22 protein-coding genes are annotated in these 23,980 nt (G+C 73.7%); 16 read left to right on the top strand and 6 right to left on the bottom strand.

Going from position 1 to position 23,980, the window contains the following annotated elements; genetic code table 11:
- Positions 1-56: 56 nt before the first annotated feature.
- On the top strand, positions 57-1,046 hold the full coding sequence (locus Q0963_RS04285) for an ABC transporter substrate-binding protein (RefSeq protein ID WP_299443084.1): 990 nt from the start codon (positions 57-59) through the stop codon (positions 1,044-1,046).
- 244 nt (positions 1,047-1,290) lie between these two features.
- Positions 1,291-3,450, top strand: a complete 2,160-nt coding sequence (locus Q0963_RS04290) for a bifunctional diguanylate cyclase/phosphodiesterase (protein WP_299443087.1) — start codon at positions 1,291-1,293, stop codon at positions 3,448-3,450.
- Positions 3,451-3,474: 24 nt separating this feature from the next.
- Here the strand turns inward: Q0963_RS04290 and Q0963_RS04295 are convergent, their stop codons facing one another.
- The 4 genes from Q0963_RS04295 to Q0963_RS04310 form a co-directional block, all read right to left on the bottom strand.
- The gene (locus Q0963_RS04295) at positions 3,475-3,990 is read right to left on the bottom strand and encodes a GDYXXLXY domain-containing protein (RefSeq protein WP_299443090.1); all 516 of its coding nucleotides are present in this window, start codon (positions 3,988-3,990) and stop codon (positions 3,475-3,477) included.
- Positions 3,987-5,255, bottom strand: coding sequence for a DUF2157 domain-containing protein (locus tag Q0963_RS04300; protein WP_299443093.1), 1,269 nt, complete (start codon positions 5,253-5,255; stop codon positions 3,987-3,989). Before Q0963_RS04300 ends, Q0963_RS04295 begins: the two co-directional genes overlap by 4 nt.
- A 145-nt stretch (positions 5,256-5,400) precedes the next feature.
- The gene (locus tag Q0963_RS04305) at positions 5,401-6,243 is read right to left on the bottom strand and encodes an aldo/keto reductase (protein WP_299443096.1); all 843 of its coding nucleotides are present in this window, start codon (positions 6,241-6,243) and stop codon (positions 5,401-5,403) included.
- Complete coding sequence (locus Q0963_RS04310; RefSeq protein WP_299443099.1) at positions 6,231-7,163, bottom strand: DMT family transporter; 933 nt, start codon at positions 7,161-7,163, stop codon at positions 6,231-6,233. The genes Q0963_RS04305 and Q0963_RS04310 overlap by 13 nt, the downstream gene beginning before the upstream one ends.
- Before the next feature lie 39 nt (positions 7,164-7,202).
- On the opposite strand from Q0963_RS04310, the gene Q0963_RS04315 reads away from it, so the two are divergent.
- The 5 genes from Q0963_RS04315 (at position 7,203) to Q0963_RS04335 (ending at position 11,992) form a co-directional block, all read left to right on the top strand.
- Complete coding sequence (locus Q0963_RS04315) at positions 7,203-7,688, top strand: MarR family winged helix-turn-helix transcriptional regulator (protein WP_299443102.1); 486 nt, start codon at positions 7,203-7,205, stop codon at positions 7,686-7,688.
- 73 nt (positions 7,689-7,761) lie between these two features.
- Positions 7,762-9,561, top strand: a complete 1,800-nt coding sequence (locus tag Q0963_RS04320) for a biotin carboxylase N-terminal domain-containing protein (protein WP_299443105.1) — start codon at positions 7,762-7,764, stop codon at positions 9,559-9,561.
- 110 nt (positions 9,562-9,671) lie between these two features.
- The gene (locus Q0963_RS04325; RefSeq protein ID WP_299443108.1) at positions 9,672-10,331 is read left to right on the top strand and encodes a metalloregulator ArsR/SmtB family transcription factor; all 660 of its coding nucleotides are present in this window, start codon (positions 9,672-9,674) and stop codon (positions 10,329-10,331) included.
- Between the two features lie 78 nt (positions 10,332-10,409).
- Positions 10,410-11,135, top strand: a complete 726-nt coding sequence (locus tag Q0963_RS04330; RefSeq protein ID WP_299443111.1) for a thioredoxin domain-containing protein — start codon at positions 10,410-10,412, stop codon at positions 11,133-11,135.
- On the top strand, positions 11,132-11,992 hold the full coding sequence (locus Q0963_RS04335) for a cytochrome c biogenesis CcdA family protein (RefSeq protein WP_299443114.1): 861 nt from the start codon (positions 11,132-11,134) through the stop codon (positions 11,990-11,992). Before Q0963_RS04330 ends, Q0963_RS04335 begins: the two co-directional genes overlap by 4 nt.
- On the opposite strand, the gene Q0963_RS04340 is transcribed toward Q0963_RS04335, so the two are convergent.
- Together Q0963_RS04340 and Q0963_RS04345 are read right to left on the bottom strand one after the other, a co-directional pair.
- Complete coding sequence (locus tag Q0963_RS04340) at positions 11,989-12,339, bottom strand: antitoxin (protein ID WP_299443117.1); 351 nt, start codon at positions 12,337-12,339, stop codon at positions 11,989-11,991. The two genes, Q0963_RS04335 and Q0963_RS04340, sit on opposite strands and share 4 nt — an antisense overlap.
- 78 nt (positions 12,340-12,417) lie before the next feature.
- Positions 12,418-13,833: an NAD(P)H-quinone dehydrogenase gene (locus tag Q0963_RS04345; protein WP_299443119.1), complete on the bottom strand. Its 1,416-nt coding sequence runs from the start codon at positions 13,831-13,833 to the stop codon at positions 12,418-12,420.
- Between the two features lie 147 nt (positions 13,834-13,980).
- Here Q0963_RS04345 and Q0963_RS04350 point away from each other — a divergent pair, with 147 nt between their 5' ends.
- The 9 genes from Q0963_RS04350 (at position 13,981) to deoC (ending at position 23,972) form a co-directional block, all read left to right on the top strand.
- On the top strand, positions 13,981-15,123 hold the full coding sequence (locus Q0963_RS04350) for an ABC transporter substrate-binding protein (RefSeq protein WP_299443122.1): 1,143 nt from the start codon (positions 13,981-13,983) through the stop codon (positions 15,121-15,123).
- Positions 15,116-16,009 carry an ABC transporter permease subunit gene (locus tag Q0963_RS04355; RefSeq protein WP_299443125.1) on the top strand — a complete coding sequence of 298 codons (894 nt, stop codon included), beginning with the start codon at positions 15,116-15,118 and terminating at the stop codon, positions 16,007-16,009. Before Q0963_RS04350 ends, Q0963_RS04355 begins: the two co-directional genes overlap by 8 nt.
- On the top strand, positions 16,006-16,857 hold the full coding sequence (locus tag Q0963_RS04360; protein WP_299443128.1) for an ABC transporter permease: 852 nt from the start codon (positions 16,006-16,008) through the stop codon (positions 16,855-16,857). The genes Q0963_RS04355 and Q0963_RS04360 overlap by 4 nt, the downstream gene beginning before the upstream one ends.
- Positions 16,854-17,945 carry an ABC transporter ATP-binding protein gene (locus tag Q0963_RS04365; protein ID WP_299443131.1) on the top strand — a complete coding sequence of 364 codons (1,092 nt, stop codon included), beginning with the start codon at positions 16,854-16,856 and terminating at the stop codon, positions 17,943-17,945. The genes Q0963_RS04360 and Q0963_RS04365 overlap by 4 nt, the downstream gene beginning before the upstream one ends.
- A 55-nt stretch (positions 17,946-18,000) precedes the next feature.
- Entirely contained in the window at positions 18,001-19,413 is a 1,413-nt protein-coding gene (locus tag Q0963_RS04370; protein ID WP_299443134.1) for a glycosyltransferase family 39 protein, read from the top strand.
- Between the two features lie 108 nt (positions 19,414-19,521).
- Positions 19,522-20,361, top strand: a complete 840-nt coding sequence (locus tag Q0963_RS04375) for a purine-nucleoside phosphorylase (protein WP_299443137.1) — start codon at positions 19,522-19,524, stop codon at positions 20,359-20,361.
- A 9-nt stretch (positions 20,362-20,370) separates the two neighbouring features.
- The gene (locus Q0963_RS04380) at positions 20,371-22,053 is read left to right on the top strand and encodes a phospho-sugar mutase (RefSeq protein ID WP_299443140.1); all 1,683 of its coding nucleotides are present in this window, start codon (positions 20,371-20,373) and stop codon (positions 22,051-22,053) included.
- A 256-nt stretch (positions 22,054-22,309) separates the two neighbouring features.
- Positions 22,310-22,891: a hypothetical protein gene (locus Q0963_RS04385; RefSeq protein WP_299443143.1), complete on the top strand. Its 582-nt coding sequence runs from the start codon at positions 22,310-22,312 to the stop codon at positions 22,889-22,891.
- A gap of 91 nt (positions 22,892-22,982) precedes the next feature.
- Entirely contained in the window at positions 22,983-23,972 is a 990-nt protein-coding gene (gene deoC / locus Q0963_RS04390) for a deoxyribose-phosphate aldolase (protein ID WP_299443145.1), read from the top strand.
- Positions 23,973-23,980: the final 8 nt, after the last annotated feature.

Here is a 23,980-nt window from a genome sequence, read left to right on the forward strand (position 1 = left end):
CCACAACCGCTGTATCGCACCACCGACAACGACGTCACCACCAGAAAGGCATTCCCATGCGTAGCACCACCCGGATCGCCGCAGCCCTCGCCGGCTCGGCCCTCGCCCTCTCCGCCTGCTCCACCGGAGCCCCCGAGTCCACCGACGGGGACACCACCGCCGCCGGCGGCAACGACAACAAGACCATCGCCTTCGTCCAGGGCGTGGCCGGCGACGAGTTCTACATCACGATGGAGTGCGGCATCCAGGCCAAGGCCCAGGAGCTCGGCTACACCGTCACCACCCAGGGTCCGCAGAAGTTCGACCCGACCCTGCAGAAGCCGATCGTCGACGCGGTCACCGCCTCGAAGCCGGCCGCGCTGCTCGTCGCGCCGACCGACGTCCAGGCGATGGAGGCTCCGCTCAAGCAGGCCGCCGACGCCGGGATCAAGGTCGTCCTCGTCGACACCACCGTCAACGACCCGTCCTTCGCGGTGTCGCAGATCAGCTCGGACAACGTCGGCGGCGGGGCTGCGGCCTTCGACGCCATCAAGCAGGCCAACCCCGACGGCGGCAAGGTCCTGGTCATCTCCACCGACCCGGGCGTGTCGACGGTCGACGCCCGCGTCAAGGGCTTCGAGGACGCGGCCAAGGCCGACAGCACCTTCGAGTACCTCGGCGTCCAGTACAGCCACAACGACCCGGCGACGGCCGCGAACCTCGTCTCGGCGGCGCTGCAGAAGGACAAGGACATCATCGGCATCTTCGCGACGAACCTGTTCTCGGCCGAGGGTTCGGCCACCGGGGTCCGTCAGGCCGGCGCGTCGGGCATCACCATCGTCGGCTTCGACGCCGGCCCGAACCAGATCAAGGCCCTGGAGGACGGGACCGTGCAGGCCCTCGTCGCCCAGCAGCCCGCCACCATCGGCATGGACGGCGTCGTCCAGGCCGACGCCGCACTGAACGGCGGCTCGGTCGAGGCGCAGATCCAGACCGGCTTCACCATCATCACCAAGGACAACCTCGAGGGTGAGGGCGGCGACGCCGCGTACAAGTCCAGCTGCTGACGCAGCACCCCGGACCACGGGGCCGTCGCGAGCCATCGGGCCGCGGCGGCCCCGTGCCGTGCCCGGCGGCACCGAGCGGGGGACACCCGATCGGTCGAACGGCCAGTCCTGCACCGAACCGCCTCGACCCCGGCGCGTCGCCTTGTAGCGTCGCCGCGGCGTGCCTCCCTCTGGCACCACCCGCGACCGAGAGAAGGCCGTCATGTCACGGAGCGGACAGATGCGACTGGGTACGACCGCAACAGTGGTCGGGACGCTGATCGTCGTCGTCCTCGAAATGGCCCTGCTCACCGGGGTGTGGCACCTCGGTGACGGGCTGGACCGGCAGCGGCAGGCCGCGTCGACGCTCGCGGGCACGCTCGCCCCGCTGACGCCCGACACCGCACCCGCCGCCACCGGCCTCGTCCGCACCGCGGTCGACCAGGTCGTCGCCGCCGGGGTCGACGTGTCGGCCGGGACGCCCGGGGCGGCCCTCGTCGCGGGGGCCGAGGCCTTCGCCGCCACCCCGACCGACCCCGCCGCCCTGGACACCCTGCGCCAGGCCGACTCGGCGCTGCGCGTGGACCTCGACGCCGCGGCGACGGCACGGTCCTGGCTCGCGGCCGCCCTCCACGCCGCACTGCTCCTCATCGCCACGGCCGGCGTCCTCGCCGTGCTCCGCCGCCTCGTCGACCGGCACCGCGCCGTCGAACGCCGGCTGACCGCCCAGCAGCTCGTCGACCAGCGGGAGCGGCGGCTGCTGGCCCTGGTCCAGAACAGCGCCGACCTCATCGTCGTCGTCGAGTCCGACGGCACCGCCTCCTTCGTCAGCCCCTCCGCCCGCAGCGTCCTCGGCCGCGACCCGGAGGCCTGCGTCGGCCAGCACCTCGAGCGCCTCCTCGGCGAGGAGTCCCTCGTCGTGGACCGGATGATCCGGGCCGGGCGTCAGGGGGACCAGCCGGTGCGGGTCCACCTCGTCCACGCCGAGGGCCGCTCGCTCGTGGCCGACGGGACCCTGACCAACCTCCTCGACGAGCCGTCCGTCGGCGCCTGGGTCCTCACCCTGCGCGACGTCACCGACCAGCACGCCGCCGCCGAGCAGCTCCAGCACCAGGCCTTCCACGACTCGCTGACCGGGCTCGCCAACCGGGCCCTGTTCACCGACCGGCTCGACCATGCGCTCATGCGGCGCCGCAACCCCGGCTCGGCCGCCGTCCTGTTCTGGGACATCGACGACTTCAAGCACGTCAACGACACGCACGGCCACTCGGTGGGCGACCGCCTGCTCGTCGTCGTGGCCGACCGGCTGCGCGGGGCGTTCCGGCCCACCGACACCGTGGCCCGGCTCGGCGGCGACGAGTTCGCCGTCCTCCTCGAGGACATCGACGAGGAGTCGGCGCAGATGGTGACGCACCGGGTCCTGGAGGGACTCTCGGCACCGATCGAGGTGGACGGCCGGGTCTGGACCGTCCACGCGAGCGTCGGCATCGCGACGGCCGTGGCCGGCGAGAGCACCGGCGAGGAGCTGCTGCGCAACGCCGACATCGCCATGTACTGGGCCAAGGAGCAGGGCAAGGGTTCGATCTCGGTGTACGACCCGATGCGGCACGCGGCCTCGCTCGACGTCGTGGCCCTGCAGAACCAGCTCATCAGCGCGATGGAGACCGGCGAGCTCGTCCTGCTGTTCCAGCCGACGGTCGACCTGGAGTCACGGGCCGTCACCGGCTACGAGGCCCTCGTGCGCTGGCAGCACTCCGAGCGCGGCATGCTGTCGCCCGCGGAGTTCGTGCCCGCCGCCGAGCGGTCCGGGCTCGTCGTGCCGCTGGGGTCGTGGGTGCTGCGCGAAGCCTGCCGTGCCGCGATGACCCTGTCCGCGGACAGCGCCGGACCGACGATCTCGGTCAACGTGTCCTCGCAGCACCTCGTGCGCCCCGGCTTCGTCACCGAGGTCGCCGACATCCTCGCCGACACGGGCCTGCCCGCCGTCCGGCTCGTCGTCGAGGTGACCGAGTCGGTGCTCCTCGACGACTTCGAGGCTGCCGAGAACGCCCTCAACGGGCTGCGCGACCTCGGCGTCTGGATCGCGATCGACGACTTCGGCACGGGCTACAGCTCGCTCTCGTACCTGTCCCAGCTCCCCGTCGACATCCTCAAGGTCGACAAGTCCTTCATCGACCGGGTGTGCTCCGAGGACCACGCTGCCTCGGTGACCCTCGCGATCCTCGAGATGAGCCGGTCGCTGCGCCTGCTCACCATCGCCGAGGGCATCGAGACCGAAGAGCAGGCCACCTGGCTCGCGGAGCGGGGCTGCGTGCGCGGCCAGGGCTACCTGTGGTCGCGGCCGGTGCCCCTGGCCGACGCCCGGGCCCAGCTCATGGACAGCGACGACCTGCCCGACGCCGACGCCGAGTCGGTCGACGCCTGAGCGGTCCGCGGCGCCCGCCGGGGGTCAGGACGGGCCGGTGGTGACCTCGACGAGCGCGGCGTTGCCGCGGCCGTCGACCTTGACCGTCGCGACGGCCCGCCCGGCGCCGACCGCGTCCTGCATGGCCGCGGCGTCGGCCTGCGGGAGGAAGAGGCTCTCGATGCCGCAGCGGAGCCGCCAGTCCGAGTCGTCGCAGGTGAGGTACAGGCCGTCGGGCCGGGTCCGCTGGACGGGGCCACCGACCCACACCTCCCCCTGCTGCGTCAGCGGGACGTACGCCCGCCCCCGCCGGTCTGCCTCGGCCTCCTCCCCCGAGCCGCCGACCTCGCTGTCGCGGGCGAGCGGCTGGTCCGGCAGGTCCGGGTAGCCGAGGTCGACGTAGGCGCCGCGGAAGGGGTCGATCGGGTCGACGGGCTCCACCCGGAGCCGGATCTCCTCGCCCGTCAGGCGGGCCGAGAGCGGGGAGAGGACTGCGACCCCGACGAGCGCGAGCTGCGCGAGCACGGCGACCGCGACACGGGTGGTCCGGGCCGGGGTCATGACCGCGCCTCCTGTCCCTCGCGGATCAGTCGCCGGCGCCCGCGGTCGGCGAGCACCCCGGTGGCGAGGAGCACGAGGCCGACGGCGAGGAACAGCACCGCACCGGAGAGGATCGGCGCGAAGACGGCGAAGGCCTGGGTGGTCGTGAAGACGACGAGGGCCGCGGTGGCGATCCAGGTGAGCCGGCCCGAGTCGCGCATCGCGCCGAGGACGGCGTAGCCGCTGGCGGCGGCCAGGTAGACCGCGACCGAGACGACGGCCCGGGCCCAGTCCGCCGTGGAGAGGTCCGCGGTGTCGGCGATCCCGGACGTGGTCCGCCACAGCGCGAGCACGGCGACGAGCCCGACCACGACCACCCCGAGACCGACTTCGAGGCGGTCGAGACGGTCGCCGGTGAGCATCGCGCCGACCGCGAGGACGACCGCGACGCCGACGACCGTCCACATGAGCGGGGTCCCCCCGGCGACCTCGTCGTCGAAGGGCAGCGCCGCGAAGAACAGGGCTCCCAGCGCCAGCACCGCGCCGATCTCCCGCCACGGGACGCCGAGGTCCCGCCACGCCGCGGCCCGCCCCGTGAGCCGGTGATGCAGGGCGCCGACGGCCACCGCGAGCAGCGCGGTCGACGCGACGGCGAGGGTCACGGTGAGGACGTCCTCGGACCCCTCGACGGTCTGCCAGACCACCCAGTAGGCGCCGAGGCCGATGCCCAGCACGGCCGGGCCGATCGCGGCCACCGCGTACGCGTACAGGAGCGCGCCGGCGGCCCAGATGCCCACGAGCAGCGGCTCGTACGCGGGGACCTGCAGGCTCTGCGCCGCCTGGAAGACGACGGCCCCGAACGCACCGGCAGCGAGCAGCCGGACCGCGCCCACGACCGGGGACGCCACGTCGCCGGACCGCTCGCGGCGGTAGGCGAGCGCCTCGGCCGCTGCGACGAGCCCGAGCCACACGAGGGTGACGAGGCCGAAGCGCATCCACGGCGAGAGCTGGTCGAGGTTCGACGCCACGAGCCAGATGAGCCCGAGCCCGACGAACAACGCGCCGAGGGTCAGGACGATCCGGGCCAGGGTGACCCGCCGGTGGGCGACGTACCGGGCCCGGATGGCGGCGGCGGCCCCGTCGTCGACGAGGCCCTCCGAGCGCCAGGCCCGCAGCTGGGTCTCGAGCCAGGCGAGCTGCGCCGGCGTGGCCGGGTGCCGGGAGGTGGGCTCGTCGCCGGGACCCGGGGCCTTCGGGACCGGGGCGACGGTGGGTGGCGCGGTCATCGCGGCCTCCTGGTGCGAGTGGACACCCGGGAACGGGCTCACCCCAAGTGTCCCGCCGTACCGCGCCACCCGCTATGAGCAGGACTACTCAGGGGGCCGTTCGTCGCGCCGGTCCCAGCCACAGGACCCGCGGGCGCGCGTGCGGTCAGGCCTGGTTGAAGGTGTCGGGGTCCGGGCCGGTGCGGAACCCGCGGTCGAGCGCCGCCAGCCGCTCGAGGTCGTCCTCGGTCAGGGTGACGTCCGCCGCGGCGAGGTTCTCGACGATGCGGGACGGGGTGACCGACTTCGGGATGACGACGTTCCCGATCGCGAGGTGCCATGCGATGACGGCCTGGGCGGGGGTGACGCCGTGCGCCGCCGCGACGGCACGGACGACCTCGTCCTCGAGGACCTGCTTGCCGGACGCGAGCGGGCTCCACGCCTCGGTGACGACCCCGTGCTGGTCGTGGAAGGCCCGCAGTTCCTTCTGCTGGAGGTAGGGGTGCAGCTCGACCTGGTTGATCGCGGGCCACTCCCCTGTCTCGTCGAACAGCCGCTGCAGGTGCGCGGGGTGGAAGTTCGAGGTGCCGATGACCCGGACCCGCCCGGCGTCGCGGAGCTCCTGGAACGTCCGCCACGTCTCGACGTAGCGGTCCTGCGCGGGCACCGGCCAGTGGATGAGGAGCAGGTCGAGCACGTCCAGCCCGAGCCGGTCCATCGAGCCGTCGAACGCGCGCAGCGTGGCGTCCCGCCCGTGGTCGTCGTTCCACACCTTCGTCGTGACGACGATGTCCTCGCGCGCCACGTCGGAGTCCGCGATCGTGGCGCCGACGCCGCGTTCGTTGCCGTACAGACGCGCGGTGTCGATGTGCCGGTAGCCGGCGTCGAGCGCGGCCGCGACGGCGGGGCGGACCTCGTCGTCGGGCACCTGCCAGACCCCGAAGCCGAGGCTGGGGACGTCGACGGGACCGGTGGGGGTGGCCAGGGCGGTGGTGCTCACGGTCGGCATGGCTCCACGGTAGGCGGCACCGGCCCGCCGGTGGGGCGCAGCAGCCGGCCGGCCGCCCGGCGCACGGGCGCCTGCGCGAGGAGGACGCTGCCGAGCACGAGCGCCATCGCACCGAGGTGTCCGGCGCCGAACGGCTCCCCGAGCAGCAGGACCCCGAGCAGCGTGCCGACGACCGGGTTGACCAGGCCGACGACGGCGACGGCGCCGGCGCTCATCCGGGTCAGCCCGCGGAACCACACGGCGTAGCCGACGACCGACCCCGCGAGGCCGAGGTAGGTGAGGGCCAGGACGGCGGGGAGGTCGAGCGCAGGCGGGGCCCCCTCGGCGAGCAGCGCGACCGGCAGCAGCAGCGCACCGCCGGCGACGAGCTGCCACGACGTCGTGACGAGCACCCGGCCCGGCGGTGTCCAGCGCTTGACGAGGACGAAGCCGACCGACGCCGAGACGACGGCCCCGACCGCCGCCGCGACGCCGACCGGGTCGACGGCGCCCCCGCGCTCGTTCTGCCAGACGAGCAGGACGACCCCGAGGATGCCGACGAGCGCGGCTCCGAAGGTCACTCGGGGCTGCCGCTCCCCGATGGCCAGCCACGCGACGGCCATGACGACGAGCGGGGACAGCGCGGTGAGGGTGGCGGCGAGACCGCTGGGCAGCCGGAAGGCCGCGACGTACAGGAGCCCGAAGAACACCGCGTGGTTCAGCGTGCCGAGGACGGCAGCGCGACCCCACCAACGGCCGCGGGGCAGCCGGCGGAGCCACAGCATCATGAGCAGGCCCGCCGGCAGGATGCGGAGCACGGCGGCGAACAGCGGCCGGTCGGGCGGGAGGTGGAGCTGGGTCACCGCGTAGGTGGAGCCCCACACGACGGGGGCGACCGCCGTGAGCAGGACGGTGGGCACCGTCGCCGTTTTATCTTCCATGGAAGAGATATTACCTTCCATGGAAGATATAATCCAGTGATGGACCACGTGAGCACCGTCCACGAGCAGTGGCTCGCCGAGCGCCCGGACCTCGACACCACGCCCGTACTCGTCATCGGCCGCATCCACCGGATCGCGGCGGCCCTCACCCCCGAGCTCACCGCGGTCTACGCGGAGTACGGCCTCGGGGAGGGCGAGTTCGACATGCTCGCCACCCTGCGCCGCCAAGGGGAGCCGTACGCGCTGACGCCCGGCGAGCTGGGCGAGCGGACGATGGTCACCTCGGGGGCGGTGAGCAAGCGGCTCGACCGGCTCGAGGCGCGGGGGCTGCTCGAGCGTCGCCGGACGGCCGGCGACGGGCGCTCCCGCACCGTCCACCTCACCGAGGCCGGACGGGCGCTCATCGACGAGGCGATGGCTGCCCACATGGCGAACGAGCACCGGCTGCTCGCCGCCCTCCCGCCGCGCGAGCGCGACGCCCTCGCCCGGCTGCTCGGCCGGCTGGCCGAGTCGCTCGGAGCGTGACCTGCGTCGCACCTGGCGGCCACGGTCACCGCGCCCGGGCCCGGCCGGGCGCCGGGCGCTAGAGTCCACGACCATGGCCATCACCAAGGTCCTCATCGCGAACCGGGGCGAGATCGCCGTGCGCATCGCCCGTGCGTGCGCGGACTCCGGCATCGGGTCCGTCGCCGTCTACGCCGACCCCGACCGGGACGCCCTCCACGTCAAGGTCGCCGACGAGGCGTACGCCCTCGGCGGGTCCACGCCCGGGGAGTCCTATCTCCGCCAGGACCTGCTCATCCAGATCGCGCAGGAGGCGGGCGCGGACGCCGTGCACCCCGGGTACGGGTTCCTCGCCGAGAACGCCGGCTTCGCGCAGAAGGTCATCGACGCGGGCCTCACCTGGATCGGCCCCGGCCCCGAGGCCATCGACAGCCTCGGCGACAAGGTCAAGGCCCGGCACATCGCGCTCGACGCCGACGCCCCGCTCGTGCCCGGCACCAAGGACCCGGTGAGCGGCCCCGACGAGGTCGTCGCGTTCGCGCAGGAGCACGGCCTCCCGGTCGCGATCAAGGCGGCCTACGGCGGCGGCGGCCGCGGCCTCAAGGTCGCCCGCACGATCGAGGAGATCCCCGAGCTCTTCGACTCCGCGGTGCGCGAGGCCGTCACCGCGTTCGGCCGGGGCGAGTGCTTCGTCGAGCGCTTCCTCGACCACCCGCGCCACGTCGAGACCCAGTGCCTCGCCGACCAGCACGGCAACGTCGTCGTCGTCTCGACCCGCGACTGCTCCCTGCAGCGGCGCAACCAGAAGCTCGTCGAGGAGGCGCCCGCCCCCTTCCTCACCGACGCCCAGCACACCGAGGTGGTGCGGGCGTCGAAGGCGATCCTCGCCAAGGCCGGGTACGTGGGCGCCGGCACCTGTGAGTTCCTCGTCGCCCCGGACGGCCACATCTCCTTCCTCGAGGTCAACACCCGCCTCCAGGTCGAGCACCCGGTGTCCGAGGAGGTCACCGGCATCGACCTCGTCCGCGAGCAGCTCCGCATCGCCGACGGTCAGCGCCTCGACTACCCCGACCCCGAGCCGCACGCCCACTCCATCGAGTTCCGGATCAACGGCGAGGACGCCGGCCGCGGCTTCCTCCCCGCGCCCGGCACGGTGAGCCGGATGGTCGTCCCGCACGGTCCGGGCGTGCGCTGGGACGCCGGCATCGTGGAGGGCGACACCGTCGCCGGTGCGTTCGACTCGATGATCGCCAAGCTCGTCGTCACCGGCCGCACCCGCCAGCAGGCGCTCGAGCGCGCGCGCCGAGCGCTGGACGAGCTCGTCGTCGAGGGCATGCCCACCGTCATCCCGTTCCACCGGAAGGTCGTGGCCGACCCCGCGTTCGCACCGGCCGACCCGCAGGCCCCGTTCACGGTGCACACCCGGTGGATCGAGACCGAGTTCGACAACGACATCGAGCCCTACGCGGGGCCCACGTCCGACACTCCGGAGCCGGCGGAACGGCAGACGATCGTCGTGGAGGTCGGGGGCAAGCGCCTCGAGGTGTCGGTCCCCGGCGGACTGTCCTTCGGCGGCGGCGGCGGCGGTGGCGGCAACCCCGGGCCCGCGAAGAAGAAGGCCCCGCGGCGCAGTGGGCGCGGCGGGGGCGGCGCCGCGGTCTCGGGCGACTCCCTCACGGCTCCCATGCAGGGCACGATCGTCAAGGTCAGCGTCGAGGAAGGCGCCACCGTCGCCGCCGGCGACCAGGTGGTCGTGCTCGAGGCGATGAAGATGGAGCAGCCCATCACCGCGCACAAGGCGGGCACCGTGTCGGGGCTCGCGGCGCAGGTCGGGGCGACCGTCGGCAACGGCGCCGTCATCTGCGAGATCAAGGACGCCGAGCCGCAGGCCTGACCCCCGGCCGGCGCTCGCGCGCCGGGCCGGGCCCGCAGCAGACCGGACCCCCGATCAGGTCCGTGGTGGCACGCTGTGTCATGCTGTTCTCGAAATCTTTGGAGGACTGGATGACAGAGTCGAGATCGAACGTCTACGACGAGCTGGCCGTGGTCGGCAAGGCCTTCGCCAGCGCCAAGCGCCTCGAGATCATCGAGCTGCTGGCCCAGAGCGAGCACTCCGTCGACGAGATCGTGCGCGCCACCGGCCAGGGCCTGAGCACCGTCTCGGCCCACCTGCAGATCCTGCGGGCCGCCGACCTCGTCCGGACCCGACGGTCGGGCACCCGCGTCATCTACCGAGTGGCGGGGCCGGACGTCGCCGAGCTGCACGCCCTGCTCGGGGCCGTCGCCCGGCGCCACTCCCCCGACGTCGGGGCCGCCCTGGCAGCGCATCTCGGCAGCGGGGGCGAGGTCCACGACATCAGTCGTGAGGACCTGACCGCCCGGATGCGGGACGGCACGGTGACCCTGCTCGACGTCCGCCCGGCCGAGGAGTTCGCGAGCGCGCACATCCCCGGAGCCGTGTCCGTGCCCCTGGCCGACCTCGGCACCCGGCTCGCCGAGGTGCCCGCCGACCGCGGCATCGTCGCGTACTGCCGTGGTGCGTACTGCGTCATGGCGCACGACGCCGTCACCCTCATCAACGCCCAGGGCAGGGAGGCGCGGCGACTCCAGGACGGGTTCCTCGAGTGGCGCCTCGCCGGCCTGCCCGTCACCGCGGACGCGTAACCACCCGACTCCCGCCCACCCCACCGGCTGCCCGAGCCCCGACCCGACCACGTCGACCCCCGTCGACCGAGGAGAAGCATGCAGACCCAGCCCACCAGCACCCGCCGCCGTTCGGTGGTCGTCCCGACGCTCATCGCGGTCATCGCGCTCGTCCTGACCGTCGTGGCCGTCGTCGCGTCCCGGCCCGACCCGTCCGCAGCGAAGCCCGGCGCCGCCGACCGGTCGTCGGCGGGCAGCGGCGCCGAGGACCCGCTGGCGCAGCTGCCCCGCCGGACCCCCGGGGACCCGCTGGCCGTCGGCGACCCCGACGCGCCGGTGGTCATGGTCAGCTACTCCGAGTTCCAGTGCCCGTTCTGCGGCAAGTTCGCCCGCGACACCGAGCCGGGCCTCATCGAGAAGTACGTCGAGGACGGCACGCTCCGCATCGAGTGGCGTGACTTCCCCTACCTCGGCGAGGAGTCGACGACGGCGGCGCTCGCCGGCCGGGCCGCGGCGCTGCAGGGGAAGTTCTGGGAGTTCCACGACGCCGTGTACGCCGAGCAGCGGCCCGTCAACGGCGGCGTCCTCACCGAGGAGTACCTCGCCTCCCTCGCTCGGGACGCGGGGCTCGACGGCGACCGGCTCGTGGAGGACATGGCCCGCCCCGAGCTCGCCGAGGCGGTTCGCGCCGACTTCGCGGAGGGTCAGGCCCTCGGCGTCACCGGCACCCCGGCCTTCATCGTCAACGGGCAGCCCATCATCGGGGCCCAGCCCGCCGAGGTCTTCGAGCAGGCCATCGAGAACGCAGCCGACGCGGCCCGATGAGCGAGGTCAGCTTCGTCGGGGCGCTGGTGGCCGGGACGCTCGCCCTGCTGTCCCCGTGCAGCGCCCTGCTCCTGCCGTCGTTCTTCGCGTACGCGTTCTCCAGCCGCTCGGCGCTGCTGGCCCGGACCGGCGTGTTCTACCTGGGACTGCTGGTCACCCTCGTCCCGCTCGGGACGGGCGCTGCGGCGGCCTCCGCGCTCTTCTACGGCCACCGCGCCGCCCTCATCACCATCGCGGGCTGGTCGGTCATCGGGCTCGGCGTGCTGCAGGTCCTCGGCCGCGGGTTCAGCCTGCCGTTCGCCGGGCGCCTGCAGGCCTGGTCCTCGGCCGCCGGTGCCGGACGGGGCGGCTACGCCTCCACCTTCGGGCTGGGCGCCGTGTACGGGCTGGCCGGGTTCTGCTCCGGACCGGTGCTCGGCGCGATCCTCACCGTCGCCGCCACCCGCTCGACCCCGCTCGAGGGCGGACTGCTGCTCGCGGTCTACGCACTGGGGATGTCCCTCCCGCTCTTCGTGCTCGCCGCGCTGTGGGACCGGCACCGGCTGGGTGAGCGTCGCTGGCTCCGCGGGCGGATGCTGACCGTCGGCCGCCTCCAGGTGCACACGACCTCGCTGGCCTCCGGGCTCCTCTTCATCCTCATCGGCGCCCTGTTCCTGCGGTACGACGGGACGGCCGGGGTGACGGGGCTCCTCGGGCTCGGCGACACCACCGAGCTGGAGGTGTCTGCGCAGACGGCGGTCGCGGAGGCCACCGCCGCGGTCCCCCTCTGGCTGCTCCCCGCCGCTGTCGCGGTCGGCGCCGGTCTCCTGGCCTGGTCGCGTGCCCGGCGCCGGGCCTCGGACTCGGCTCGCTCCTAGCCCGTCCGCTCCCCCGGGGTCATCGGGGCGTCGTCGTCGGCGGACCGGCGTGGCTGCGGGTCGTCCGGGGTGCCGGGCACCGGGTTGGGGGGCGGCGGGGGCGGCACCTGGCCACCCTGCGTGCCGGACCCGGGCGTCCCGCTCGCCCCGCCCGACGGGACCCCGAGCCCCTTGCGGAGGGCGTCCCCGCCCTTGCCCACCTTGTCGGCGTGCGCGGGCCCGGCCTTGGACCGGACGAAGCCCTCGACCTTGCCGATCGCGTCGGAGGTCTTCTCGGGGTTCTGACGGGCGTAGTCCTTGACCTTCGCGACGGCGGCGATCAGCGCCGCGGCCCGGAACCTGGCCATCGTGTCCTCCTGGGGTCGGCTGCACTGGACCCCCTCATCCTGCCCCAGCCGGGTTCGCGGCAGGTCGCCGGAGGTCCGTCAGTCGGTGGGATGCAGCCGGCGGGCGGCCTCGGCCACCGACCCCGAGAGCGAGGGGTAGACGGTGAACGTCGAGGCGATCTGGTCGACGTTGAGCCGGTGCTGCACGGCGAGGGTGACGGGGAAGATGAGCTCGGACGCGCGCGGCGCGACGATGACTCCCCCGATGACGGCCCCGGACCCCTTCTGCGCGAAGAGCTTGACGAACCCGTCGGTGATCCCGAGCATCTTCGCGCGCGGGTTGCGGGAGAGCTGGAGCATGAGGACCTCGGCGTCGACCCGCTCGTCGTCGACGTCGTGCTGGGTGACGCCGACGGTCGCGATCTCGGGGTCGGTGAAGATGTTCGCCGAGACCACCCCGAGGTTGAGCGGGGCGACGGCGTCGCCGAGCGCGTGCGACATCGCGATCCGCCCCTGCATCGCCGCCACCGAGGCGAGCGGCAGGACGCCGGTGCAGTCGCCGGCGGCGTACACCCCGCGCACCGACGTCCGCGAGACCTTGTCGACGGCCACGTGGCCCGAGGGCAGGAGGTCGACCCCGACGTCCTCGAGGCCGATCCCGCTGGTCTGCGGGACCGAGCCGACCGCCAGGAGTGCGTGCGAGCCGGTGACCTCGCGGCCGTCCTCGAGCCGGACGAGCACCCCCTCGTCGGTGCGCTCCACCGACGCCATCCGGGACCGGCCGAGCACCTCCATCCCGCGCTTGCGGAAGACGTCCTCGATGACCGTGGCCGCGTCGGGGTCCTCCCCCGGCAGCACCCGGTCGCGGCTGGAGACGAGGACGACCTCGGCACCGAGGCCGAGGTACGCCTGCGCGAGCTCGGCGCCGGTGACCCCGGAGCCGACGACGACGAGCCGCTCGGGAAGCTCCTCCAGGTCGTAGATCTGCTGCCAGGTGAGGATCCGCTCGCCGTCGGGGACGGCGGTGTCCATCACCCGGGGCGTCGCGCCGGTGGCGACGAGCACGACATCGGCCTCGAGGTCGCGGCTGCCGCCGTCGCCGTCCTCGACCCGCACGCAGGTCGGTGAGGTCAGCCGCGCGGTACCGGTGACGATGCTGACCCCGACCTCGGCGAGGCGGGCCGTGATGTCGCTGCTCTGGGCCGCCGCGAGAGCGACGACCCGGCGGTTCACCTCGGGCAGGTCCGCCACGGCGTCCGCCACGGGGTCGCCGTCGTGGTCCTCGAGATGGACGCCGAGGTCGGTGGCGGTCGCGAAGTCGCTGAGGTAGTCGGCGGTCGAGATGAGCGCCTTGCTCGGGACGCAGTCGGTGAGGACGGCGGCGCCGCCCATGCCGGTGCGCTCGACGACGGTGACCTCGGCACCGAGGTGCGCCGCGACCAGGGCCGCCTCGTACCCACCGGGGCCCCCACCGAGGATGACGACTCTGCTCGACCGCGCATTCACGGGATCCATCCAACCACCCGGGCCGGTCGCGGCCCCGGTGGCCCGGTCGAATCGTGACAAAGGTGCTATTCCGCACCACTCCGGAAGTCCCTAGAGTGCGACCTGCAGCCGTCTCCGGTCCCCGGTCGCGGCCGTCCGTCGCCCCAGGAGGTCCCCATGCCCAACCCCATCGGCCGCCGCGCCACCGCGCTCGCCGCGGCAGGCCTCACCGCCGTCGCCATCACCGCCTGCTCACCTCCCACCGAGAGCGGCTCGGGAGGCACCGACACCGGCGGTGGCGTCTCGGCCGCGACGGCCACCTCCGCCGAGGAGCTCGGGGGGATGGACGCGCTCGTCGCCGCCGCGAACGAGGAGGGCGCGCTCAACGTCATCGCGCTGCCGCCGGACTGGGCGAACTACGGCGAGGTCATCAAGGCCTTCCAGGCGAAGTACCCCGACATCACCGTCACCAGCGACCAGCCCGACGCGAGCAGCGCCGACGAGATCGCCACCGCCAAGCGGCTCAAGGGCCAGTCCGGCGCCCCCGACGTCTTCGACCTCGGAGCCGCCGTGGCCCTCGCCAACACCGACATGTACGCGAAGTACAAGGTCGCCACCTGGGACGACGTCCCGGCCGACTTCAAGGACCCCGACGGGTTGTGGATCAACGACTACGGCGGCTACATGAGCATCGGCTACGACTCCTCGAAGGTCCCCGCCCCGACGAGCGTGCAGGACCTGATGGGCGCCGACTACAAGGGCAAGGTCGCCCTCAACGGCAACCCCACTGAGGCCGGCGCCGCGTTCGCCGGCGTCCAGATGGTCGCGATCGCCGAGGGCGGCAGCGCCGGCGACCTCGCCAAGGGCGTGGAGTTCTTCAAGGAGCTCAAGGCGGCCGGCAACTTCCTGCCCGTCGACCCCACCCCGGCCACCGTCGAGTCCGGCCAGACGCCGGTCGTCATCGACTGGGACTACCTCAACGCCTCGCTGAGCGCCAAGGTCCCGACCTGGGAGGTGTTCGTCCCGTCGGACGCCGTCGTGGCCGGCTACTACTACCAGGCCATCAACGTCGACGCGCCGCACCCGGCCGCCGCGCGGCTCTGGCAGGAGTTCCTCTACAGCGACGAGGGCCAGAACCTCTGGCTGAAGGGCGGCGCCCGGCCGGTCCGCTTCGACGCCATGAAAGAGGCGGGCACCCTCGACGAGGCCGCCGCGGCGGCGCTGCCCGCCGTCGACGGCACCCCGGTCGTCCCGACCCAGGAGGACGCCGAGTCCGGCAAGACCTACCTCGCCGAGAACTGGGCCAACGCCGTTGGCTGACGCGGCGACGGCCCGCCCCGCGGGGGCGCTGCGACGGCTTCGTCCGTCCGGCGCCCTCGCCGGGGTGGTGCCGTTCTTCGCGTACACCACGGTCTTCCTGCTCATCCCGACGCTCGTCGTCGTCATCGGGGCGTTCCTCGACGGCGACAACCGGCCGACCCTCGGGAACGTCGAGGGCCTCACCCAGCCCTCGGTCGTCCGAGGCCTCACCCAGTCGCTCATCCTCTCGGCGGTGACCTCGGTCGGGGGCGCCGTCATCGGCGGCGTGCTCGCCTACGCGGTGAGCACCGCCCGGGAGGGGTCGGTGACGAGGCGCTTCTTCAGCTCGTTGTGCGGTGTGCTCGCCCAGTTCGGCGGGGTCGCCCTCGCGTTCGCCTTCATCGCCTCCTTCAGCGCGCAGGGGCTGCTGAGCGTGCTCCTCGGGCGGGTGGGGCTCGTCACGGGCGGCGGGCTGTGGCTCTACGAGTGGGACAAGGGCCTCATGCTCGTCTACCTCTACTTCCAGATCCCGCTCATGCTCATCGTCTTCCTGCCCGCGGTCGAGGGCCTGCGCCCGCAGTGGCGGGAGGCCACCGAGACCCTCGGCGGCACGACGTGGACGTACTGGCGCCGGGTCGCGGCCCCGATCCTCTTCCCGTCGTTCGTCGGCGCCACCCTGCTGCTCTTCACCAACGCCTTCTCGGCGTACTCCACGGCCAAGGCCCTGGTCCCGCAGGCCAACCCGCTGCTCCCCCTGCAGATCGGCGGCGCCCTCTCGTCCGAGGTCATCCTCGGGCAGGAGAACCTCGGCAAGGCGATGGCGCTCGCGATGGTCGTCGTCGTCGCGCTCGTCATGACGCTCTACGCCTGGATCGACAAGCGCGCCAGCCGCTGGATGACCCGATGAGCGGGCGGAGCCGGTTCCGCCGGCGCCAGCGCGCGTTCCGGTGGGTGACCCTCAGCCTGCTGCTTGCCTTCTTCGCGCTGCCCCTGCTGGGCATGCTGGAGTTCACGACCCAGGGCCGCGGCGGGGAGGGGCGGACCCTGGACACCTGGCGCACCCTCGCCGACGTCTCGACGGTCTCGCTCGAGTACCCGGCGCTCCGCGAGGGCTTCCTCGCCTCCGTGGGGCTCGGGGTCGTCACCCCGCTCGTCATGCTCGTTCTGCTCGTGCCGACGATGACCTGGGTGCGGCTGCGACTGCCGGGACTGTCCCGGACCGTCGAGTTCATCTGCCTGCTGCCGCTCACCGTGCCGGCCATCGTCCTCGTCGTCGGCCTGACGCCCATCTACGCCTGGGTCTACTACCTCGTGGGGTCCTCGACGCTGTGGCTGTCGCTGGCCTACGTCATCCTCGTGCTGCCGTACGCCTACCGGGCCCTGGACGCCGGGCTGCGCGCCATCGACGTCCGCACCCTCGCCGAGGCGGCTCGCTCGCTCGGGGCCGGCTGGGCCACCGTGATGTGGCGGGTCATCCTGCCCAACCTGCGCACCGCCGTCCTCTCGGCGTCCTTCCTGTCCGTCGCCCTGGTGCTCGGCGAGTTCACGATCGCGAGCCTGTTCAGCAAGAAGAACCTCCAGGTCGCCATGTTCGAGCTCGGCAAGTCCGACGCGAAGGTGTCGGTGGCCGTGGGGCTGGCGGCCCTCGTGTTCGGCTTCCTCGTCCTCTTCGCCATGTCCTTCGTCGGCAGCCGCGCGGCGGGCCCCTCCCGCTTCAGCCGGTTCCGTCGCTCCCGCAAGGAGACCCCCGCATGACCGCCACGACCGAGGCCAGCAGCACCCGCACCGACCGCGGGATCGCCGTCGAGCTCACCGACCTACGCCGCGTCTACGGCGGCGTGGCGGCCCTCGACGGCCTGACCCTGCACATCGAGCCCGGCGAGTTCGTGGCCCTGCTCGGCCCGTCCGGGTGCGGCAAGACCACCGCGCTGCGCTGCCTCGCCGGGCTCGAGGACCCCGACTCGGGCACCATCACCGTCGGCGGCCGGGACGTCACCTCGGTGCCGACGAGCAAGCGCGACATGGGCATGGTGTTCCAGGCCTACAGCCTCTTCCCGCACATGACGGCCCGCCAGAACGTCGAGTTCGGTCTCGAGCTGCGCGGGCAGGACAAGACCGCGCGCCGGGCCCGGGCCGGCGAGATGCTCGACCTCGTCGGGCTGTCCGAGCACGCCGAGAAGTACGCCCACCAGCTGTCCGGCGGGCAGCAGCAGCGCGTCGCACTCGCCCGGGCGCTGGCCATCGAGCCGCAGGTCCTGCTGCTCGACGAGCCGCTGTCGGCACTCGACGCGAAGGTCCGCACCCAGCTGCGCGACGAGATCCGCCGCATCCAGCTGGAGGTCGGCACGACGACGCTGTTCGTCACGCACGACCAGGAGGAGGCGCTCGCGGTCGCGGACCGCGTCGGGGTCATGTCGACCGGCCGGCTCGAGCAGCTCGCCGCCCCGGCCGAGCTGTACTCGGCCCCGGTCTCGCCGTTCGTCGCCGACTTCGTCGGGCTGACCAACCGGCTGCGGGCCCGCATCGAGGGCGGCCGTGCCCAGGTGCTCGGGGGCAGCGTGCCGGTGCTGCCGGGGTCGGCCGCCGGCCCGGACGTGGTGCTGCTCGTGCGGCCCGAGGGCGTCGAGGTGGCGCCGGCGTCCGGAGCCGGGTCGGAGCCTGGCTCGGCGACGGTCGAGAGCGCCAGCTTCCTCGGCGGGCACGGGCGGGTCATCGCGCGCACGGCGGCCGGCGAGGTCGTCACCGTGCAGGTGCCGAACACCGACGTCACGAAGTACCACGCGGGCGACCGCGTCGTCCTCAGCCCGCGGGGCGACGCCGCGCTGGCCGTGGCGGCCGACTGACGCGCCACGGCTCGTGGCGGTGATGCGGGCCGGCCGGCCGCGGTGGGGGGCGCCGATGGTCGCGGCGGCGACCCAGGCGGTCGTCCTCACGCTCGGTAGCGTCGGCTACGGGTACCACCGGGACGAGCTCTACTTCCGGATGCTCCCGCCGGACTGGGGGTACGTCGACCAGCCGCCCCTGGCCCCCTGGCTGGCGCGCACGCTCGCCGCCGTCGTCGACGAGCCCTGGGCGCTGCGCGTGCCGGCCACGCTCGCGAGCGCCGTGACGGTGCTGCTCCTGGCCCTGCTCGCCCGCGAGCTCGGCGGGGACCGGCGGGCCGAGGCGTTCGCCGCGTGGGGCGGCGCCTTCGCCACGCTGCCCCTGGCGCTCGGCCACCTCCTGCTCACGTCCACGATCGACCTGGCGATGACCGTCGGGGTCGTCGTGCTCGCCTGCCGGGCCCTGCGGGGCGACCCCCGCTGGTGGCTCGCCGTCGGCGCCCTCTCAGGCCTGGCGTCGCTGAACCGCCTGCTCATCCCGGTCGTCCTCGCCGGCCTCGTGCTCGGGGTGCTGCTGCTCGGGCCGCGGCGCTCGCTCGGCACTCCGTGGCCCTGGGCCGGGGCGCTCGTCGCCGTCGTGCTCGCCGGGCCGAGCATCGCCTACCAGGTCGTCAACGGCTGGCCCCAGCTCGCGATGGGCGCGGCGCTCGGCGAGAACAACGCGGCCGAGGTCCGCTCCCAGCTCCCGCTCATCCTCCTCGTCGCCATCGGCCCGCTGCTCGTCCCCGTGTGGCTGGCCGGCGCGGTTCACGCGTGGCGCAGGCCCGAGGCGCGCTGGCTCGTCGTCGCGGCGGTCGTCCTCGTCGCCTTCGCCTGGGTCTCGGGCGCGCAGCCGCACTACCCCGTGGCGCTGCTCGCCGCCCTCTTCGCGGCCGGGTGCGTCCCGGTGGCGCGGTGGACCCGTGCAGCCCCGTGGCGGCGGTGGACCCTGGCGGGCGTGCTGGCGGTGAGTGCCGGCGTGTCGACCGTGCTGGCCGTGCCGGTCGTCCCGCTCACCGTCGTCGGCGCGACGCCCGTGACGGAGGCGGGCCCGCTCGTCGGGGACCAGGTGGGCTGGCCGCGCTACGTCGAGCAGGTCGCCGACGTGTGGCGGGCGGCCGGCGACCCGGACGCGGCCGTCCTCACCTCGAACTACGGGGAAGCGGGGGCGGTCGCCCGCTTCGGTCCTGCGCTCGGGCTCGCCGGAGCCGTCAGCGGGCACAACCACCTGTGGGAGCTCGGGCCGCCACCGGAGGCCACGCGCACCGTCGTCGTGGTCGGCGCCCAGTACGAGGCGCTCGTCCCGCTCTTCGAGCGCTGCGAGGTCCGCGACCGGCTCTCGAACGGGGTCGGGGTCGACAACGAGGAGGAGGGGGTGCCGGTGGCGCTCTGCCAGGACCCTGTGGCGCCGTGGTCCGTCCTGTGGCCGCGCGTCCGCCACCTGGACTGACCCGACCCCCCACCCAGGCGGGGACGCCGTGCCCGACGTGATCCCAGCGAGGCCCGCGCCGTCGGCAGCGCTGTAGGTGACAGAGGGCCCCGTCGGTACGCTGCCCCGGTGACCGACACCGCCGCCGCCCACGACCTCTCCGACCCCGCCGTCGACCCGTTCTCCGTCGCCGAGGCCGCCGCCGCGGTCATCCGCGAGCGCACCGGGGTCGAGCGGCACGACGTGGCCCTCGTCCTCGGCTCCGGCTGGGGCCAGGCCGGCGACCTCGTCGGCGAGACGCTCGCCACGATCGAGAACACCGACGTCCCGGGCTTCGCGAAGGCGGCCGTCGAGGGCCACAGCGGCACGATGCGCTCGGTCGCGATCGGCGACACCGGCCGCCGGGCCCTGGTGTACGGCACGCGGACCCACTTCTACGAGGGCCGCGGGGTGCGCTCGGTCGTCCACGGGGTGCGCACCGCCGCGGCCGCCGGCTGCAGCGCCATCGTCCTCACCAACGGCTGTGGGGGCCTGCGGCCCGAGTGGGCACCCGGCTCCCCCGTCCTCATCTCCGACCACATCAACCTGACCGCGGCCACACCCATCGAGGGCGCGAACTTCGTCGACCTCACCGACCTGTACTCCCCGCGGCTGCGGGCCCTGGCCCAGGAGGTCGACCCGACCCTCGACGAGGGCGTCTACGTCCAGTTCCGCGGGCCGCAGTACGAGACCCCCGCCGAGGTCCGGATGGCACGCGTGCTCGGCGGTGACCTCGTCGGCATGTCGACCACGCTCGAGGCGGTCGCCGCCCGCCAGGCGGGCCTGGAGATCCTCGGCATCTCGCTCGTGACGAACGCGGCCGCCGGCATCTCGGCGACGCCGCTGAGCCACGAGGAGGTCCTGGACGCGGGCCGCGCGGCCGCCGACCGGTGCGGGCGCCTCCTCGCCGACGTCGTCGGCCTCATCTGAGGGGGAACGGTGACCGACATCGACCACGCCGACCTGGACGACCTCCTGGCCCGCGCCCGCTCCTGGGCCGCCGACGACCCCGACCCCGAGACCCGGGCCGAGCTGCTGGGCCTCGCCGACGCGGCCGAGCGCAGCGACGCGGCCGCGGTCGAGGAGCTCGCCGACGCGATGTCCGGGATGCTCGAGTTCGGCACCGCCGGGCTGCGGGGCAAGCTCGGCGGTGGGCCGAACCGGATGAACCGCGCGGTCGTCATCCGCGCCGCGGCCGGCCTCACCGCCTACCTGAAGACCGTCGCGGACGAGCCCTTCGTCGTCGTCGGCTTCGACGCCCGCACCAACTCCGACGTCTTCGCCCACGACACCTGCGCCGTCGTCACGGGGATGGGCGGGCGCGCCGTCGTCCTGCCGCACCCCCTGCCGACCCCCGTGCTGGCCTACGCGATCCGCTACCTCGGCGCCGACGCGGGCGTCATGGTGACGGCCTCGCACAACCCGCCGCAGGACAACGGGTACAAGGTCTACGTCGGCGACGGGTCGCAGATCGTGCCGCCGGTCGACGGCCTCATCGCCGAGCGCATCGCGGCGGTGGAGTCGGTCGCCTCGGTTCCGCTCGCGGACGACGGCTGGGAGACCCTCGGCGACGACGTGCTCGCGGCCTACCTCGACGACGTCGTCACCGTCCTCGCGCCGGACGGCCGCCGCGACGTCACCGTCGTGCACACCGCCCTGCACGGGGTCGGCTCCGAGACCGTGCGGCGCGCCTTCCTGGCCGCCGGGTTCGACGCGCCCATCCCGGTGGCGTCCCAGGCCGAGCCCGACCCGATGTTCCCCACCGTCTCGTTCCCGAACCCCGAGGAGCCGGGCGCGATGGACGCGGCCCTCGAGCTGGCCGAGCAGACCGACCCGGACCTCGTCGTCGCCAACGACCCGGACGCCGACCGGTGCGCCGTGGCCGTCCCGGGACGCGGCGGGTGGCGGATGCTGCGCGGGGACGAGGTCGGCGCGCTGCTCGGCTCGTACGTGCTCGAGCGTGGGGTGGCGCCCGACTCCCCCGACGCCGTCTTCGCCAACTCGATCGTCTCCTCGCGGCTCCTCGCGGCGATGTGCGGTGCGGCGGGGGTCCGGCACGAGGAGACCCTCACCGGCTTCAAGTGGATCGGGCGGGTGCCCGGCCTGCGCTACGGGTACGAGGAGGCCCTCGGCTACTGCGTCGACCCGGGGCACGTGCGCGACAAGGACGGTGTCTCGGCGGCGCTCCTCGTCGCCGAGCTCGCGGCCACGCTGAAGGCGCAAGGCCTGACCCTGGCCGACCGGCTCGACGACCTCGCGCGCACCCACGGGGTGCACGCCACCGACGCACTGGCGGTGCGGGTCGAGGACCTCTCGCTCATCGGCCGCATCATGGAGCGCCTCCGGGCCCAGCCCCCGGCGAGCCTGGCCGGCGTCGAGGTGACGCGCACCGACGACCTCGCCCGCGGCGACGGCGGCCTACCCCCCACCGAGGGGCTGCGCTACTTCCTCGCGGACGACTCCCGCGTCATCGTGCGGCCGTCCGGGACGGAGCCGAAGCTCAAGGTGTACCTCGAGGTCGTCGAGCCAGTGGCCGACGGGGACGTACAGGCGGCGCGCGAGCGGGCCGACCTGCGCCTCGCGGCCCTGCGCGAGGAGCTGGCCGCGGCGACCGCCGGCTGACCTCCAGTGGATCCGACGATGCCCCGTTCTCGAGATCCGGCCTACCACCGACTGACGGGATCTCGGTCGATCGCCTCGCCATTTACCCCATCGGCGTCGTACGTCTGATTTTCGATGTCCATTCTTTATGCGTTTCTTGTGGCGGGAGTTACGTCTGGGCCCTAGGGTGCTGGACGTCGGAGCCCTGGCACCCTGCGCCGTCCGGCCCCCGACACCCTGCACGACCTGCCGTTTCCCTGCACCGAGAGGCCGTCCGATGTCCCCTGCTGCCCAGCACCCCACACCCCGGGAGCCGATGCGCCCGTCCCGTCGTGCGGTCGCCCGAGGCGCCGCGTGGAGCGTCCCCGTCATCGCCGTCGGTGCCGCCGCACCGGCGATGGCCGCCTCCCCCACCCCCTGCCCGACCCTTCCGGCGTTCAGTGCGACCGACGGTTGGGTGATCTCCGAAGCCGGGACCCCCACGGCCGGAAGCGCTCGGTTCGCCAGCGGCACCTTCGTGGTCGACAGCGACGCCCAGCCCCTGTCGAGCTACTCCGCCTCGGCCTCGCACAGCCTCGACGTCGTCAACGGACAGTCCTACACGTTCCAGTACAGCTGGACGGCGCTGACGTCCAACCCGAATCCGATGACCTCGGAGCTCCTCATCGACGGCACGCTCGTCCCGGGGTCCCTCGTCGACACCACCACCAGCGGCCCCGGTGGCTCGGTCTCCGCCACCTATGTCGCCTCCGCGACGGGGACGGTCACAGTGGCTGTCCGGATGTCCACCTCCGACTCGTCCTTCGAGTCCGGTGACGACATCACCGTCGGCGCCATCACCATCGACTGCGGCACCTGACCGGCGCAGCGGCCCGGCCACCGGCACCGGTGGCCGGGCCGCTGCCGTCCCGGCGGTGCCCAGCGGGCGCCGCCGCCCGTACACTCGCGGGGTGAGCACCGCCATCGACGTCGACCCCACGACGCGCGCCCGCGACATCCTCGGAGTGTCGCGGCTGACCAACTCCGCCCTCACCGGATGGCTGCACGGCCTCCCGGGCGTCGACCAGGTCGGCTGCGAGGCCCGCGCCGCGGCCCTGTCCACCCGCTCGATCAAGACGACGAGCAAGGCGTGGGCCATCGACCTCGCCATCTCGATGATCGACCTCACGACGCTCGAGGGCGCCGACACCCCCGGCAAGGTCCGGGGCCTGGCCACCCGCGCGCTCGTCCCCGACCCGAGCGACCTGTCGACCCCCAGCCCCGCCGCCGTCTGCGTGTACGGCGACATGGCCGGCATCGCCCGCGAGACCCTCGGCTCCAGCGACATCAACGTCGCCGCCGTGGCCACCGCCTTCCCCAGCGGCCGCGCCAGCCGGGCCGTCAAGCTCGCCGACACCCGTGACGCCGTCGAGAACGGCGCCGACGAGATCGACATGGTCATCGACCGCGGGGCGTTCCTGACCGGCGACTACCTCACCGTGTTCCGCGAGATCGCCGAGACCAAGGAGGCCTGCGGCGACGCCCGCCTCAAGGTCATCATGGAGACCGGCGAGCTCTCGACCTACGACAACGTGCGCCGCGCCTCGTGGCTCTCGATGCTCGCGGGCGGCGACTTCATCAAGACCTCCACCGGCAAGATCTCGCCCGCCGCGACCCTGCCGGTCACCCTCGTCATGCTCGAGGCCGTCCGCGACTGGCGCGACGAGACCGGCGTCCAGGTCGGGGTCAAGCCGGCCGGCGGCATCCGCACGAGCAAGGACGCCATCAAGTACCTCGTCACCGTCAACGAGATCGCCGGCGAGGACTGGCTCGACAACCACTGGTTCCGGTTCGGGGCCTCGAGCCTGCTCAACGACCTGATCCTGCAGCGGCAGAAGATGGCCACGGGCGCCTACTCCGGCGCCGACTACGTCGCCGACGACGCCCCCAGCGGCTACTGACCACCACC

This window comes from uncultured Phycicoccus sp. (assembly GCF_947495705.1).
Lineage (GTDB): Bacteria > Actinomycetota > Actinomycetes > Actinomycetales > Dermatophilaceae > Phycicoccus.

Bases quoted from the DNA above. Each gene is read 5' to 3' on its own strand.
- Q0963_RS04285 (WP_299443084.1), top strand. From the start codon at position 57: ATGCGTAGCACCACCCGGATCGCCGCAGCCCTCGCCGGCTCGGCCCTC.
- Q0963_RS04295 (WP_299443090.1), bottom strand. From the start codon at position 3,990: ATGACCCCGGCCCGGACCACCCGTGTCGCGGTCGCCGTGCTCGCGCAG.
- Q0963_RS04300 (WP_299443093.1), bottom strand. From the start codon at position 5,255: ATGACCGCGCCACCCACCGTCGCCCCGGTCCCGAAGGCCCCGGGTCCC.
- Q0963_RS04305 (WP_299443096.1), bottom strand. From the start codon at position 6,243: ATGCCGACCGTGAGCACCACCGCCCTGGCCACCCCCACCGGTCCCGTC.
- Q0963_RS04310 (WP_299443099.1), bottom strand. From the start codon at position 7,163: ATGGAAGATAAAACGGCGACGGTGCCCACCGTCCTGCTCACGGCGGTC.
- Q0963_RS04315 (WP_299443102.1), top strand. From the start codon at position 7,203: ATGGACCACGTGAGCACCGTCCACGAGCAGTGGCTCGCCGAGCGCCCG.
- Q0963_RS04320 (WP_299443105.1), top strand. From the start codon at position 7,762: ATGGCCATCACCAAGGTCCTCATCGCGAACCGGGGCGAGATCGCCGTG.
- Q0963_RS04325 (WP_299443108.1), top strand. From the start codon at position 9,672: ATGACAGAGTCGAGATCGAACGTCTACGACGAGCTGGCCGTGGTCGGC.
- Q0963_RS04330 (WP_299443111.1), top strand. From the start codon at position 10,410: ATGCAGACCCAGCCCACCAGCACCCGCCGCCGTTCGGTGGTCGTCCCG.
- Q0963_RS04335 (WP_299443114.1), top strand. From the start codon at position 11,132: ATGAGCGAGGTCAGCTTCGTCGGGGCGCTGGTGGCCGGGACGCTCGCC.
- Q0963_RS04340 (WP_299443117.1), bottom strand. From the start codon at position 12,339: ATGGCCAGGTTCCGGGCCGCGGCGCTGATCGCCGCCGTCGCGAAGGTC.
- Q0963_RS04345 (WP_299443119.1), bottom strand. From the start codon at position 13,833: ATGGATCCCGTGAATGCGCGGTCGAGCAGAGTCGTCATCCTCGGTGGG.
- Q0963_RS04350 (WP_299443122.1), top strand. From the start codon at position 13,981: ATGCCCAACCCCATCGGCCGCCGCGCCACCGCGCTCGCCGCGGCAGGC.
- Q0963_RS04360 (WP_299443128.1), top strand. From the start codon at position 16,006: ATGAGCGGGCGGAGCCGGTTCCGCCGGCGCCAGCGCGCGTTCCGGTGG.
- Q0963_RS04365 (WP_299443131.1), top strand. From the start codon at position 16,854: ATGACCGCCACGACCGAGGCCAGCAGCACCCGCACCGACCGCGGGATC.
- Q0963_RS04370 (WP_299443134.1), top strand. From the start codon at position 18,001: ATGGTCGCGGCGGCGACCCAGGCGGTCGTCCTCACGCTCGGTAGCGTC.
- Q0963_RS04385 (WP_299443143.1), top strand. From the start codon at position 22,310: ATGTCCCCTGCTGCCCAGCACCCCACACCCCGGGAGCCGATGCGCCCG.